The sequence below is a fragment of the Pseudomonas putida genome, assembly GCF_022627325.1.
GTDB lineage: Bacteria > Pseudomonadota > Gammaproteobacteria > Pseudomonadales > Pseudomonadaceae > Aquipseudomonas > Aquipseudomonas putida_X.
Genome location: NZ_JAETZZ010000003.1, coordinates 313,115 through 325,431 on the forward strand (window position 1 = coordinate 313,115; position 12,317 = coordinate 325,431).

A 12,317-nucleotide genomic window follows, 5' to 3' on the forward strand; every position below is an offset into this window, starting at 1 on the left:
GTTCGCCAATCTCAGCCTGAAAAAACCACCAAGGGTTTAAAAATCGGCAAAACCAAGGCAGGATTTCCCCACTTTTTGCTGCCCCGCCCCGTTCAGGAGGCTTTTTGATGAAGCGTATTTCTACCCTTTTTCTGCTGGTAACGTTCGCTCTGTCGGCTCACGCCGCGCAGCCCACCGAAGAACAAACAGGCCTGACCGGCTGCGCCGCCAAGCGTAAGGCAATCAGCGAACAGATCGAACAGGCCAAGGCTGACAACAACAGCGAGCAGCAAGCCGGCCTGGAAAAAGCCCTGAGCGAAGTTGACGCGAACTGCACCGAGGCCGGCTTGCGTAAAGAGCGCGAACAGAAAGTGCTCGAGGCCCGGCACGAGGTCAACCAGCGCACCAAGGACCTGGACAAGGCCATGAAAAAGGGCGACCCGGAGCGCATCAACAAGCGCAAGGACAAACTTGCCGAGGCGAAAAAGGAGTTGCAAGAGGCCGTCGACGATCTGGAGCGTTGACAGCCAGTTTCCAGTCAACTTGGCTTGTAGGACTTTTCTGAAGTTACCCACCGAAGGGTTCACTAGGTATTGGGGAATGGGCACCATTGCAGCGCTTACTGCCATATGCCCCTACAAGGAGGCTCCCATGAAAGTCGTTTCTTCCGTAGTCATGCTGGCTGTTCTGGGCTTGAGCGCAGCCGCCGCCCAAGCAGCACAGCCGACGCCTGGCCTGACCGGATGCGCCGCCAAGCGCAGCGCTATCGAAAACCAGCTGCAATATGCCCGGGCGCACAATAACTCGGGTGAGATTCGCGGCCTGGAAAAGGCCCTGCAGGAGAACACCGAGCACTGCACCGATGCTGGCTTGAAAGAAGAGCGTGAACAGAAAGTGCGCAAAGCCGAAGCAGAGGTCCAGGAGCGCGAAGCAGACCTGAAGCAGGCACAGGCGAAAGGCGATCCCAGCAAAATCGCCAAGCGTGAACAGAAACTGGCCGAATCCAAAGCAGAACTCGAAGACGCCAAAGCCGAATTGGCCAAGTGATCTGAGGCTTCAGTTCCGTGCGCCAGCCAGCAGCCTGCAGACCACCGGCTGGCGCATCAATGATTACGGAACTCTGTATGGCACGCCTTGCAGGCTGCCTCTACCTTGTCCATAGGTGCCTTGAGCATCGCCGCATCCAGCGGCTGCTTGCGTGTTACCGCCAGCAACTCGCCCGTCACCCCTTCCAACGCTTGCGCCAAGTCATGAAAGCGCGCCTGGCGCTCCCAGACCTCGGGCCGCGCACTGCTGTCGCCAGCATCCTTTACCTGCGGAAAATGCTGCCATGGCGCATGGGCCAGGCTATCGAGCTTCACCGCACCCGCTGAAAATTTCTCGCCATCGAACGGCAACCGCCCGCGCAACATGCCCCCCATGTCCTCGCTGGTCTTGAGCATCTGCTTGAAGATCGCCTTGCGCTGCCCCAGGGGTGAGTTAGGATCGACACGGTCGCAGGCTACCAGGGACAGGCTGACCAGCAGGATGGCGGTGAAACATTTGAACATCACGGTCACATTGGCAGAGGAAAGGGCCAACAGTATCCTCGCCTGCCGTGCAAAGACCAATACCCTTACGAACACTACGGGCAGAAACCACCTGCTGCCCTCCAAGGATGCAACCATGAAATCTGCTCTGCGCCATCTCGCCTGGGCGCTGCCGGCCCTGGCCTTGCTGGCCGGCTGCAACGGCGGCGAAACCGCCAAGCCTGAACCCCACGCCGTCGCTACCTACACCCCTGCGGCCTGGGATGACCTGCCCAGCGTCAGCGACAGCGACCTGCTCGCAGGTTTCAACGCCTGGCGCACTGGTTGTGAAAAACTCAAGCGGGACCCGGTATGGGCCGCCACGTGCGAAGCAGCACAGCCCATTGCCCTGGAGGCGACCCAAGTGCGCGCGTTCCTGCAGGCGCAATTACAGGTCTATGGCCTGCGCTCGGCCGAGAACAATGCCAATGGCTTGATCACCGGTTACTACGAACCGGTCTACCCCGGCAGCCTGACGCGCACCGACGCGGCTCAGGTACCGGTGTACGGCATCCCGGATGACATGATCGTGGTCGACCTGGCCAGCGTTTACCCGGAACTGAAGGGCAAGCGCCTGCGAGGTCGCCTCGATGGCCGCGTACTCAAGCCCTATGACACCGCTGAAGTGATCTACCGGGACGGCGTCAAGGCACCGGTACTGGCATGGCTGACCGACCCGATGGACCTGCAGTTTCTGCAGATCCAGGGTTCAGGCCGGGTACAGCTGGAAGATGGCAGTCAATTGCGCCTGGGCTACGCCGACCAGAACGGGCACCCGTACCGGCCGATCGGTCGCTGGCTGATCGAGCAAGGCCAATTGAAGAAGGAAGACGTGAGCATGGGCGCCATCCATGCCTGGGCTGAGGCCAATCCGCAGCGGGTGCCTGAATTGCTGGCGAGCAACCCCAGTTATGTGTTCTTCAGCACCCGCCCCGCCAGCAACGAAGGCCCGCGCGGTTCATTGAACGTACCCCTCACCGCGGGCTACAGCGTGGCCATCGATCGCAAGGTCATTCCACTGGGCAGCCTGCTTTGGCTGTCCACCACGCGCCCGGACGGCACACCGGTGGTGCGGCCGGTGGGCGCTCAGGATACGGGTGGCGCGATTACAGGCGAAGTTCGTGCGGATCTATTCTGGGGCACCGGGCCTGAGGCCGGCGAACTGGCAGGGAACATGAAGCAGCAGGGCCAGATATGGATGCTCTGGCCAAAAGGCAAGCCGCTGCCTGACGTGCCTAAAGTCCTTTGACCGATGGCTGCACTGCTCGCGGTTTAGCCGCGAGAAGTGCAGCCGGCTTCAGGCTGAGACAACGAAGAACGACACGATCAGCGCCACCCCGGTGAACCACACCAGCGAGCGCAATGCCGCCCAGTCGGCCAGATAGCAGATGATGTAGAGCAGCCGGCTGGTGATGTACAAGACCCCAAGCACGTCCTGCGTCACCTGCTCGGCATTGCCGACGATATCGGCCACCAGCACCGCCGCGGCAAACGCCGGGAACGCTTCATAGCTGTTCTGCTGCGCGGCATGGGCACGCCGTGGCAGGCCCGACAATGTGTCGAGGAAGGCGCGCGGGTCGTGATTGTCCTTCAAGCCGAAGCGGCCACTGCTCACCTTGGCGATCAAGGCGCAGAGCGGTGGTAGGAACAATGCGATCAGGATGCACCACAGGGCAACGGTCATGGACAGGACTCCTTCAGTCGTCAGGGTAGAGCTTCATCACCAGCATGCCTGCCAGCACCAGCCCGCAAGCTAGGAGTCTCGGGCCGCCAAAAGGTTCTTTCAGGTAGCGCATGCCCAGCAGCACCACCAAGATGACGCTCAGCTCGCGCAAGGCCGCCGCCTCGGCCACCGACCCCAGATGCATGGCCCACAAGACCAGCGCATAGCTGAACAGCACGCAAAAGCCCACGGCCAACCCCAAGCGCCACTGGGTGCGCCAGAACAGCACGAACGGCCCCCGCCGTGCCACACCGGCCAGCAGCGGAAACGGCCAGGCGCTGAGCAGGGTCAGCCATACCAGGTAGTCCCAGGGCTTGCCCCACAACCGCACGGCCTGCCCGTCGAACCAGGTGTAGCAACCGATGCACAGGCCGATCAGCGCCACTACCGGCAGCATCGACCAGGGCAGACGGTCCCCGCCACCTCCCTGCCACAGCAGGCACGCCATGCCACAGGGGATCAGCAGTATGCCGATGATCTGCCGTTCGCTGAGCGACTCGCCGGCGAACGCCAGGGTCAGCCCCAGTACCACCAGCGGTGACAAGCCACGCATCAGAGGATAGACCAGCCCCAGATCGCCCACTCGATAAGCCTGAATCAACAGGAATCGGTACAACTGCTCTGCCAATGCCGAAGCGATCAGCCAAGGCCAGACCTGGGCAGGCGGCAGGTCGACGAAAGCCACTGCGAGCACGGCAAAGGCCAGGGCTACCGAGTCCATGCTGGCGATCACCAGCAAGCGCTCGCCACTGAATTTGATCAGGGTGTTCCAGGTCGCGTGCAGTAAGGCCGCGATCAATACCAGGGAAGTTGCCAGCACGCCTTCAGGTCCTTGTGACGTTATCAGCCTGTGAATATAGAGCGTTGATGGGACCGCGGGGTGCGAAGCAGTTCTGTATCGAAGTGGAACGAATCCAGCCAATCAGGTCGAAAACTGTGTCCCGAGTCCCTCGCCAGGTCATCAAAGAACTGCCCGAGCCATTCGGGTTACGACTTGGAAGCCACTGTTACAGGATTTGGGATGCTTGAATTAGTCGCTGCGTTTATCTGCCTCACCACACTCCTCACCTACGTCAATTATCGCTTTATCGGCCTGCCACCTGCCATCGGCGTGATGGTCACGGCATTGCTGTTCTCGCTGATACTGCAGGGCCTGAGCCTGATCGGCTTCCCTGGCCTTGAAGAACGCGTCGAAGGGCTGATGAACCAGATCGACTTCAATGACCTGTTGATGCACTGGATGCTGGCGTTTCTGCTGTTCGCCGGTGCCCTGCACGTCAACCTCACCGATCTGCGCAGCTACCGCTGGCCGATCGGGCTGCTGGCAACGCTCGGCGTACTGATCGCCACCGTGATGATCGGCTTTCTGGCGCACTGGGTGTTCGCGATGTTCGGCTGGCAGGTGCCGCTGATCTACTGCCTGCTGTTCGGTGCACTGATCTCGCCCACCGACCCGATCGCGGTGCTGGGGGCCCTGCGCACCGCCAACGCCTCCAAACCACTGAAGACCACCATCGTCGGCGAATCACTGTTCAACGACGGCACCGCCGTGGTGGTGTTCACCGTGCTGCTGGGCATCATCGAACTGGGTGAAACGCCAGGCATGACGGACACGGCGATCCTGTTCGCCCGCGAAGCCATTGGCGGCGCGGTGTTTGGCGGGCTGCTCGGTTACGCCACCTACCGCATGATCAAGAGCGTCGAGCAGTACCAGGTCGAGGTCATGCTGACCCTGGCGTTGGTCATCGGTGGCTCGGCCATGTGCTACGAGCTGCATGTTTCGGCACCGATCGCGATGGTGGTAGCCGGGCTGATCATCGGTAACCTGGGGCGCAACCTGGCGATGAACGACATGACTCGTCGCTACATGGATGGTTTCTGGGAGTTGATCGACGACATGCTCAATGCCCTGCTCTTCGCCCTGATCGGCCTGGAGCTGTTGCTGCTGCCGTTCAACTGGCTACACCTGGCGGCTGGCGGTGTGCTGGCGGTGGCGGTGCTGTTGTCGCGGCTGCTGACCGTGGCCCCTGCGATCCTGTTGCTGCGCCGCTGGCGTAGTGTGCCCAAGGGCACCATACGGGTCCTGACCTGGGGCGGCTTGCGTGGGGGGGTATCGGTGGCGCTGGCATTGTCGCTGCCGTTGGGCGAGGAGCGTGACCTGCTGCTTTCGATCACCTACATCGTGGTGCTGTCGTCGATCCTGGTACAAGGTTTGAGCATCGGGCGGGTGGTGCGCAAGGTCAGCGCACAACCCTGAAAACCCGGGCTCGCCGTACGGCCCTTTCGCCGGCAAGCCCCACATGGGTTGCGCCGGCTTTTAGAGGTTGAGCAAGACAGTTGCGGCCACAGGTAAAGCGCAGATCTGCAGACCTGCGCGGTCGCGGTGGGCGCCGGCTTGCCGGCGATGGGCTGCGCAGCAGCCCTAGCACGTCACTCTACGGCGCTGTCCGGAAACTGGTCCTGAACATACTTGATCTCGGTCCGCCCATGGGCCGCCGGCTGGCCATCTTCGCCCAGGTTGACGAAGACCATCTTGTCGACGGTCAGGATGCTCTTGCGGGTGATCTTGTTGCGTACTTCACACTTGAGGGTGATCGAGGTGCGGCCGAACTCGGTGGCAGTGATGCCCAGCTCGATGATATCGCCCTGGCGCGAGGCACTGACGAAGTTGATCTCCGACATGTACTTGGTCACCACGCGCTGGTTGCCCAATTGGACAATGGCATAGATCGCCGCCTCTTCGTCGATCCAGCGCAACAGGCTGCCGCCGAACAGCGTGCCGTTGGGGTTGAGGTCTTCGGGTTTTACCCATTTGCGGGTGTGAAAGTTCATCTGTACTCCTGACCTGCTTGGCTAACGTACGGTAATGATGGCAGAGCGGCCCGCGCCGCTCCATTGATCATCGACTATCGTCGCGATTAATCGACAGAAAACCTTGGGCGAAGACTCCCGCCAAGGCTATAATCTGCGCCGATTCACATGGCCACCCGCCGCGGTGCCATGCCCGCCACCTGTCCGAGGGGCGCTGCAGCAGGGTCATCCTGTCAGGCTCGGATGGGGCGTTGTCCGCTCCCGCGGACGCTGAACGCACAACGGCGCCCATTCGCACACTACGAATGGAGGCTCTCATGAGCGCTGTAAACACGCCTGCAGGTTTTACCGATTTCAAAGTCGCAGACATCTCCCTGGCCGCCTGGGGTCGTCGCGAAACCATCATCGCCGAATCGGAAATGCCTGCCCTGATGGGCCTGCGTCGCAAATACCTCGCTGAGCAGCCGCTCAAAGGTGCGAAGATTCTGGGCTGCATCCACATGACCATTCAGACCGCCGTGCTGATCGAAACCCTGGTTGCCCTGGGTGCCGAAGTGCGCTGGTCGTCGTGCAACATCTTCTCCACCCAGGACCAGGCCGCTGCCTCCATCGCTGCTGCCGGCATCCCGGTGTTCGCCTGGAAAGGTGAAACCGAGGAAGAGTACGAGTGGTGCCTGGAGCAGACCATCCTCAAGGATGGCCAGCCATGGGACGCCAACATGATCCTCGACGACGGCGGCGACCTGACCGAGCTGCTGCACAAGAAGTACCCGGCCGTGCTGGACCGCGTCCACGGTGTCACCGAAGAAACCACCACCGGCGTGCACCGCCTGCTGGACATGCTGGCCAAAGGCGAGCTGAAGGTCCCGGCCATCAACGTCAACGACTCGGTCACCAAGAGCAAGAACGACAACAAGTATGGCTGCCGTCACAGCCTGAACGATGCCATCAAGCGCGGTACCGACCACCTGCTGTCGGGCAAGCAGGCCCTGGTCATCGGCTACGGTGACGTGGGCAAGGGCTCTGCGCAGTCGCTGCGCCAGGAAGGCATGATCGTCAAGGTCACCGAAGTTGACCCGATCTGTGCCATGCAGGCATGCATGGACGGCTTCGAGCTGGTCTCGCCGTTCATCGACGGTATCAACGACGGCACCGAAGCCAGTATCGACAAGGCCCTGCTGGGCAAGATCGACCTGATCGTCACCACCACCGGTAACGTCAACGTCTGCGACGCCAACATGCTCAAGGCCCTGAAGAAGCGCGCCGTAGTCTGCAACATCGGCCACTTCGACAACGAGATCGACACCGCCTTCATGCGCAAGCACTGGGCATGGGAAGAGGTCAAACCGCAGGTCCACAAGATCCACCGCACCGGCGCTGGCGACTTCGACCCGCAGAATGATGACTACCTGATCCTGCTGGCCGAAGGCCGCCTGGTGAACCTGGGCAATGCCACCGGCCACCCAAGCCGCATCATGGACGGTTCGTTCGCCAACCAGGTACTGGCCCAGATCTTCCTGTTCGAGCAGAAGTTCGCTGACCTGTCGGCCGAGAAGAAAGCTGAGCGCCTGACCGTTGAAGTGCTGCCCAAGAAGCTCGACGAAGAAGTAGCCCTGGAAATGGTCCGCGGCTTCGGCGGCGTGGTCACCAAGCTGACCCAGCAGCAGGCCGACTACATCGGCGTGACTGTCGAAGGCCCGTTCAAGCCGCACGCTTACCGCTACTAAGCGGCAAGCTTGAAGCGGCAAGCGACAAGAAAAGGCAGACAGTGCCATTGCCGCTTGCAGCTCCAGCACCCACGATCTTGAACGATGCCAAGCCAGATCGGCCATCACCGATCTGGCTTTTACTTGCAGCTTGCCGCTAGCAGCTTGCTGCTTGAGGAACGAGTGATGTCACAAGAACGCCGCTACAGTTTCGAATTTTTCCCGACCAAGACCGATGCCGGTCATGAAAAGCTGATGGGCGTGGCCCGCCAACTGGCCACCTACAATCCGGACTTCTTCTCCTGCACCTACGGTGCCGGGGGCTCGACGCGCGACCGCACGCTGAACACCGTGCTGCAGCTGGAGAACGAAGTGAAGGTGCCTGCCGCACCGCATCTGTCGTGCGTCGGCGATACCAAAGACGAGCTGCGCGCCCTGCTGGCCGAATACAAGACGGCAGGCATCAAGCGTATCGTCGCCCTGCGTGGTGACCTGCCCTCTGGCATGGGCATGGCCAGCGGCGAGCTGCGCTACGCCAGCGACCTCGTCGAGTTCATCCGCCAGGAAACCGGTGATCACTTCCACCTGGAAGTGGCTGCCTATCCGGAAATGCACCCGCAGGCACGCCACTTCGAAGCCGACCTTGCCAACTTCGTTCACAAGGTCAAGGCCGGTGCCGACAGCGCCATCACCCAGTACTTCTTCAATGCCGACAGCTATTTCTACTTTGTCGAGCGCGCACAGAAGCTGGGCGTGGATATTCCGGTAGTGCCCGGCATCATGCCGATCACCAACTACAGCAAGCTGGCGCGCTTCTCTGACGCCTGCGGCGCTGAAATCCCGCGCTGGATCCGCAAACAGCTGGAAGCCTATGCCGACGATGCCGCCAGCATTCAGGCCTTCGGTGAAGAAGTCATCAGCCACATGTGCGAACAACTGCTGCAAGGCGGTGCACCGGGCCTGCATTTCTACACCCTGAACCAGGCAGAGCCGAGCCTGGCGATCTGGAACAACCTGAAGCTGCCTCGCTGAAATTTTTTTGCAAGATCTCGTTCAGAAATGCTTAAGGCTCTAGTCATAGACTAAAGCCTTAACTTTTTCTGGTTCAAGCGAGTCTTGCCAGCCATGCTGGCATCTCACGCCATCGTGCCCTCAGTTGCATTCCTGGCTACGCCTCTCGCCCGGAGCTAAACGCAAGGAGATCGATGCGCATCTGCTGCAGTGCGCACAGCTTTGAGCGTTATGTTACCGCCAAGATCCTGTCTCAGCGCCTGCAACTGGCCTTACCAGAGCCGAGCGCGTAATCTCGCGTTATGCCGTTCATCGTCCGTTTCTACTGCATCCTGCTGCTCGCCTGCCTGAGCCCCATGGCGCAGGCCGAACGCCTGCGCCTGGTTACCGACGACTGGGCACCTTATGTGTACCAGCACAACGGCCAGCCCCAAGGCATAGATTACGAAGTGACCACTGAAGTATTCCGGCGCCTGGGTATCGAGCTGGAGTGGGCGTTCATGCCCTGGAAGCGATGCCTGAGCATGATCGAACATGGCCAGGCCGATGGGGTCATGGACATCTTCAAAGTGGACTCGCGCCAGGCATACATGGTCTACCCGCTGGAGCCCATGTCGGATGTCGAATTCGTGCTGTATCAATCCAGCCACCGTCGCCATACCGTCAACCAAATGAGCGACCTCACCGACCTGACGGTCGGCACCTCACCGGGCTATGCCTATGGCGCGCAGTTCAACGACGCATCAGGCTTTCGCCGTGAAGCGGCGCCAAGCCACGAAGCCAATTTTGGCAAGCTGGTGCTCGGGCGCATCGATCTGCTGATCACCGATCGCCTGGTCGGGCGCTACCTGCGCCGCCATCTCGGCCTCGAGCAGGAGGTAGAGGAACTGCCACTGGTCATCAGCCGTCAAGCGCAATACCTGGGGCTGGCGCGCAAGCCTGGCCGCGATGCCTTGGCACTGGCGTTTTCCGAAGAGCTGCGGCGCTTCAAGGAGGAGCCCGCCTACCTAGCGATAATCGAACGCTATATCGGCAGCACCGGCCACCCTCCTCACACCGTTGAGCAGCAGGAAAGCAGCACACAGCGATAGCTCTGTTATACTCGGGCCTTCCCGCCCGGCTCACGCCCGGACGCTCGGCCTCGCAACAGGCATCCCGATCGGCACCGACGCACCTTGCGTCCTCACGCCGTTTTCCGGATGCGCAGTGAAAGCCCAGCTGGACCGGACGCGATCGCATCCCACCGATGCCCGTCGCGCCAGGCAGAATATCCCTACGGGCCCAGCCCCCACAGAACAGGATTGCCCATGTCCTTTGCTTCCCTCGGTCTCTCCGAGGCACTCGTCCGCGCTATCGAGGCTGCGGGCTATACCCAGCCGACTCCGGTGCAACAGCGGGCGATTCCCGCCGTGTTGCAAGGCCGCGACCTGATGGTCGCCGCACAGACAGGTACAGGTAAAACCGGCGGTTTCGCCCTGCCGATCCTTGAGCGCCTGTTCCCGGCAGGTCACCCGGACAAATCACAGCGCCATGGCCCTCGCCAACCGCGCGTGCTGGTCCTGACCCCGACCCGCGAACTGGCGGCTCAGGTTCACGACAGCTTCAAGGTTTACGCTCGCGATCTGCCACTGGTCAGTGCCTGCATTTTCGGCGGCGTTGGCATGAACCCTCAGATCCAGGCCATTGCCAAGGGTGTCGATGTGCTGGTGGCCTGCCCGGGTCGCCTGCTGGACCTGGCAGGCCAAGGCCGCGTCGACCTGGCCCACGTGGAAATCCTGGTCCTCGACGAAGCCGACCGCATGCTCGACATGGGCTTCATCCACGACGTCAAGAAGGTCCTTGCCCGCCTGCCGAGCAAGCGGCAGAACCTGCTGTTCTCGGCGACGTTCTCCAAAGACATCACTGACCTGGCCGACAAGCTCCTGCACAACCCGGAGCGCATCGAGGTCACCCCGCCGAACACGACCGTCGAGCGTATCGAACAGCGGGTCTACCGCCTGCCCGCCAGCCACAAGCGCGCGCTGCTGGCCCACCTGATCACGCTCGGCGCCTGGGAGCAGGTGCTGGTGTTCACCCGTACCAAGCACGGCGCCAACCGCCTGGCCGAGTACCTGGAAAAGCACGGCCTGAGCGCCGCCGCCATCCACGGCAACAAGAGCCAGAACGCTCGTACCAAGGCCCTGGCCGACTTCAAGGCCAACACCGTACGCGTACTGGTCGCCACCGACATTGCCGCCCGTGGCCTGGACATCGACCAGCTGCCACATGTGGTCAACTTCGAGCTGCCCAATGTCGAGGAAGACTACGTTCACCGTATCGGCCGCACCGGCCGTGCCGGCCGCTCGGGCGAGGCTATCTCCCTGGTCGCGCCGGATGAAGAAAAGCTGCTCAAGAGCATTGAGCGCGTTACCCGGCAGAAAATCGCTGATGGCGACCTGATGGGCTTTGACTCAAGCCAGGTAGAAGCCGAGAAACCTGAGGTGCGTGAACGGCCGCAGAATAACGGTCGCGGCGGCCGTAACCAGCAGGCCCGTGGTGACGGTGGCAAAGACGGCAGCAGCGGTCGCAAGGACAAGGGCAAGGATAAAGGCAAGGCCAAGCAGCCGGCTGCCGACAAGTCTGCCGACAAGGAGAAGTCCGCCGACAAGCAACAGCCGCGCAAGCCGCGCGACAAGAAGCCGCGCCAACAGCAGGCCAGCCAGAACAGTGTGCCGAAAGTACCGGCCGACCGTGCTCCGGATGAATTCCTGGACGACGAAATCGACAATTTCGGTAACCGTGCCGACTACGTCAGCCCGTACCAGAATGCCAAGAATCAGGGCCGCAACCGTCGCCCTGGTGCTGGTGCCGGAGCGGGTCAGGCCCAGGCCAACCCTGGGCGCAGCAACAGTGGTGGTGGCCAAGGGCGTAACGGCAGCCAGCCGCGCAGCGCCAGTGGTGAGAAACGCCCGCCGCGCAATAACAAGGGTGGCGAGGCGCGCCGCGACAGCAAAGGTGGTGGCCGCAACCGTTCGAGCGGCCGTGACGACGCATCCCGTCAGGAACCTGCCGTACGTAGCTCGCGAGAGCCGCAAAACCAGCCTGTGATCATCCGCAAGGAGTCCAAGCTCGACCGTTTCCCAACGCCTGAGCAACTGGACGACCTGCCAAGCCGCCCACGTGGTGAGCGGCCTGCGTTGTTGACCCGCAAAGGCGGCTAACGCTGCTGGCAAATAACAACGCCGCGCCATGGAGCGAATGCTGTTCACTTGAGCATTTGAGTCCAAGCCGGGGTTTCTAGAGAATCCGATACCAGCCACCTGGTATCGGATTTTTTATGCCCATTGAGCAGCAGTCGCTCGACCTCGGCGATCTCTTCAACTTCTCCGACCTCAGCACTTTCACCCAGAATATTCCTGTGGGTGGGTTGCCAGTGCCTCAACCTCTCGGCGCAAGCCACCATCCGGCGGCGGCGCCTGCCAAGCGAGCACTGGGAGGTGCGGGAGCCACGGCGTGTTTCATGGGGCCATCGCAGGCAGG

The 12,317-nt window shown here is 61.6% G+C and carries 12 protein-coding genes, 1 pseudogene and 1 riboswitch; of the genes and pseudogenes, 9 read left to right on the forward strand and 4 right to left on the reverse strand.

All coding sequences use genetic code 11. The features are described from left to right. The first annotated feature begins 107 nt into the window (after nt 1-107). Both JNA92_RS07155 and JNA92_RS07160 read left to right on the forward strand, forming a co-directional pair. A complete protein-coding gene (locus tag JNA92_RS07155; RefSeq protein WP_241804045.1) occupies nt 108-503 on the forward strand; it encodes a DUF1090 domain-containing protein in 396 nt (131 codons plus the stop codon). Between the two features lie 127 nt (nt 504-630). Next, on the forward strand, nt 631-1,026 hold the full coding sequence (locus JNA92_RS07160) for a DUF1090 domain-containing protein (protein WP_241804046.1): 396 nt from the start codon (nt 631-633) through the stop codon (nt 1,024-1,026). 56 nt (nt 1,027-1,082) lie between these two features. On the opposite strand, the gene JNA92_RS07165 is transcribed toward JNA92_RS07160, so the two are convergent. Next, the gene (locus JNA92_RS07165; protein WP_241804047.1) at nt 1,083-1,529 is read right to left on the reverse strand and encodes a c-type cytochrome; all 447 of its coding nucleotides are present in this window, start codon (nt 1,527-1,529) and stop codon (nt 1,083-1,085) included. Between the two features lie 115 nt (nt 1,530-1,644). Here JNA92_RS07165 and mltA point away from each other — a divergent pair, with 115 nt between their 5' ends. Continuing rightward, on the forward strand, nt 1,645-2,796 hold the full coding sequence (gene mltA / locus JNA92_RS07170) for a murein transglycosylase A (RefSeq protein WP_241804048.1): 1,152 nt from the start codon (nt 1,645-1,647) through the stop codon (nt 2,794-2,796). A gap of 48 nt (nt 2,797-2,844) precedes the next feature. Here mltA and JNA92_RS07175 read toward each other — a convergent pair whose 3' ends face one another. Both JNA92_RS07175 and JNA92_RS07180 read right to left on the reverse strand, forming a co-directional pair. Continuing rightward, entirely contained in the window at nt 2,845-3,231 is a 387-nt protein-coding gene (locus JNA92_RS07175) for an MAPEG family protein (RefSeq protein WP_241804049.1), read from the reverse strand. Nucleotides 3,232-3,244: 13 nt separating this feature from the next. Further along, on the reverse strand, nt 3,245-4,090 hold the full coding sequence (locus JNA92_RS07180) for an EamA family transporter (protein ID WP_241804050.1): 846 nt from the start codon (nt 4,088-4,090) through the stop codon (nt 3,245-3,247). A 201-nt stretch (nt 4,091-4,291) separates the two neighbouring features. Between JNA92_RS07180 and JNA92_RS07185 the strand changes: the two genes are divergently transcribed. Continuing rightward, entirely contained in the window at nt 4,292-5,527 is a 1,236-nt protein-coding gene (locus JNA92_RS07185) for a cation:proton antiporter (protein ID WP_241804051.1), read from the forward strand. A 173-nt stretch (nt 5,528-5,700) separates the two neighbouring features. On the opposite strand, the gene JNA92_RS07190 is transcribed toward JNA92_RS07185, so the two are convergent. Continuing rightward, nucleotides 5,701-6,102, reverse strand: a complete 402-nt coding sequence (locus JNA92_RS07190; protein WP_012312432.1) for an acyl-CoA thioesterase — start codon at nt 6,100-6,102, stop codon at nt 5,701-5,703. A 179-nt stretch (nt 6,103-6,281) separates the two neighbouring features. After that, a riboswitch (S-adenosyl-L-homocysteine riboswitch) is annotated at nt 6,282-6,378 on the forward strand. A 20-nt stretch (nt 6,379-6,398) separates the two neighbouring features. Here JNA92_RS07190 and ahcY point away from each other — a divergent pair. The 5 genes and pseudogenes from ahcY to JNA92_RS07215 form a co-directional block, all read left to right on the forward strand. Further along, nucleotides 6,399-7,808, forward strand: a complete 1,410-nt coding sequence (gene ahcY, locus JNA92_RS07195; RefSeq protein ID WP_046785039.1) for an adenosylhomocysteinase — start codon at nt 6,399-6,401, stop codon at nt 7,806-7,808. A gap of 165 nt (nt 7,809-7,973) precedes the next feature. Continuing rightward, nucleotides 7,974-8,819, forward strand: coding sequence for a methylenetetrahydrofolate reductase [NAD(P)H] (gene metF, locus JNA92_RS07200; RefSeq protein ID WP_241804052.1), 846 nt, complete (start codon nt 7,974-7,976; stop codon nt 8,817-8,819). Between the two features lie 281 nt (nt 8,820-9,100). After that, nucleotides 9,101-9,889 (forward strand): substrate-binding periplasmic protein, encoded by a 789-nt coding sequence (locus JNA92_RS07205; protein ID WP_241804053.1) that lies wholly within the window; start codon nt 9,101-9,103, stop codon nt 9,887-9,889. 216 nt (nt 9,890-10,105) lie between these two features. Then, a complete protein-coding gene (locus JNA92_RS07210) occupies nt 10,106-11,998 on the forward strand; it encodes a DEAD/DEAH box helicase (protein WP_241804054.1) in 1,893 nt (630 codons plus the stop codon). Between the two features lie 122 nt (nt 11,999-12,120). Beyond that, nucleotides 12,121-12,265 (forward strand): annotated as a pseudogene (locus JNA92_RS07215) (IS4 family transposase); the annotation flags it as partial. Between the last annotated feature and the right edge of the window lie 52 nt (nt 12,266-12,317).

What these genes read in the sequence shown, in the direction of transcription:
- JNA92_RS07155 (WP_241804045.1), top strand. Translation starts at nt 108, where the DNA reads ATGAAGCGTATTTCTACCCTTTTTCTGCTGGTAACGTTCGCTCTGTCG.
- JNA92_RS07160 (WP_241804046.1), top strand. Translation starts at nt 631, where the DNA reads ATGAAAGTCGTTTCTTCCGTAGTCATGCTGGCTGTTCTGGGCTTGAGC.
- metF (WP_241804052.1), top strand. Translation starts at nt 7,974, where the DNA reads ATGTCACAAGAACGCCGCTACAGTTTCGAATTTTTCCCGACCAAGACC.
- JNA92_RS07190 (WP_012312432.1), bottom strand. Translation starts at nt 6,102, where the DNA reads ATGAACTTTCACACCCGCAAATGGGTAAAACCCGAAGACCTCAACCCC.
- JNA92_RS07165 (WP_241804047.1), bottom strand. Translation starts at nt 1,529, where the DNA reads ATGTTCAAATGTTTCACCGCCATCCTGCTGGTCAGCCTGTCCCTGGTA.
- JNA92_RS07210 (WP_241804054.1), top strand. Translation starts at nt 10,106, where the DNA reads ATGTCCTTTGCTTCCCTCGGTCTCTCCGAGGCACTCGTCCGCGCTATC.
- JNA92_RS07205 (WP_241804053.1), top strand. Translation starts at nt 9,101, where the DNA reads ATGCCGTTCATCGTCCGTTTCTACTGCATCCTGCTGCTCGCCTGCCTG.
- JNA92_RS07185 (WP_241804051.1), top strand. Translation starts at nt 4,292, where the DNA reads ATGCTTGAATTAGTCGCTGCGTTTATCTGCCTCACCACACTCCTCACC.
- JNA92_RS07175 (WP_241804049.1), bottom strand. Translation starts at nt 3,231, where the DNA reads ATGACCGTTGCCCTGTGGTGCATCCTGATCGCATTGTTCCTACCACCG.
- mltA (WP_241804048.1), top strand. Translation starts at nt 1,645, where the DNA reads ATGAAATCTGCTCTGCGCCATCTCGCCTGGGCGCTGCCGGCCCTGGCC.
- ahcY (WP_046785039.1), top strand. Translation starts at nt 6,399, where the DNA reads ATGAGCGCTGTAAACACGCCTGCAGGTTTTACCGATTTCAAAGTCGCA.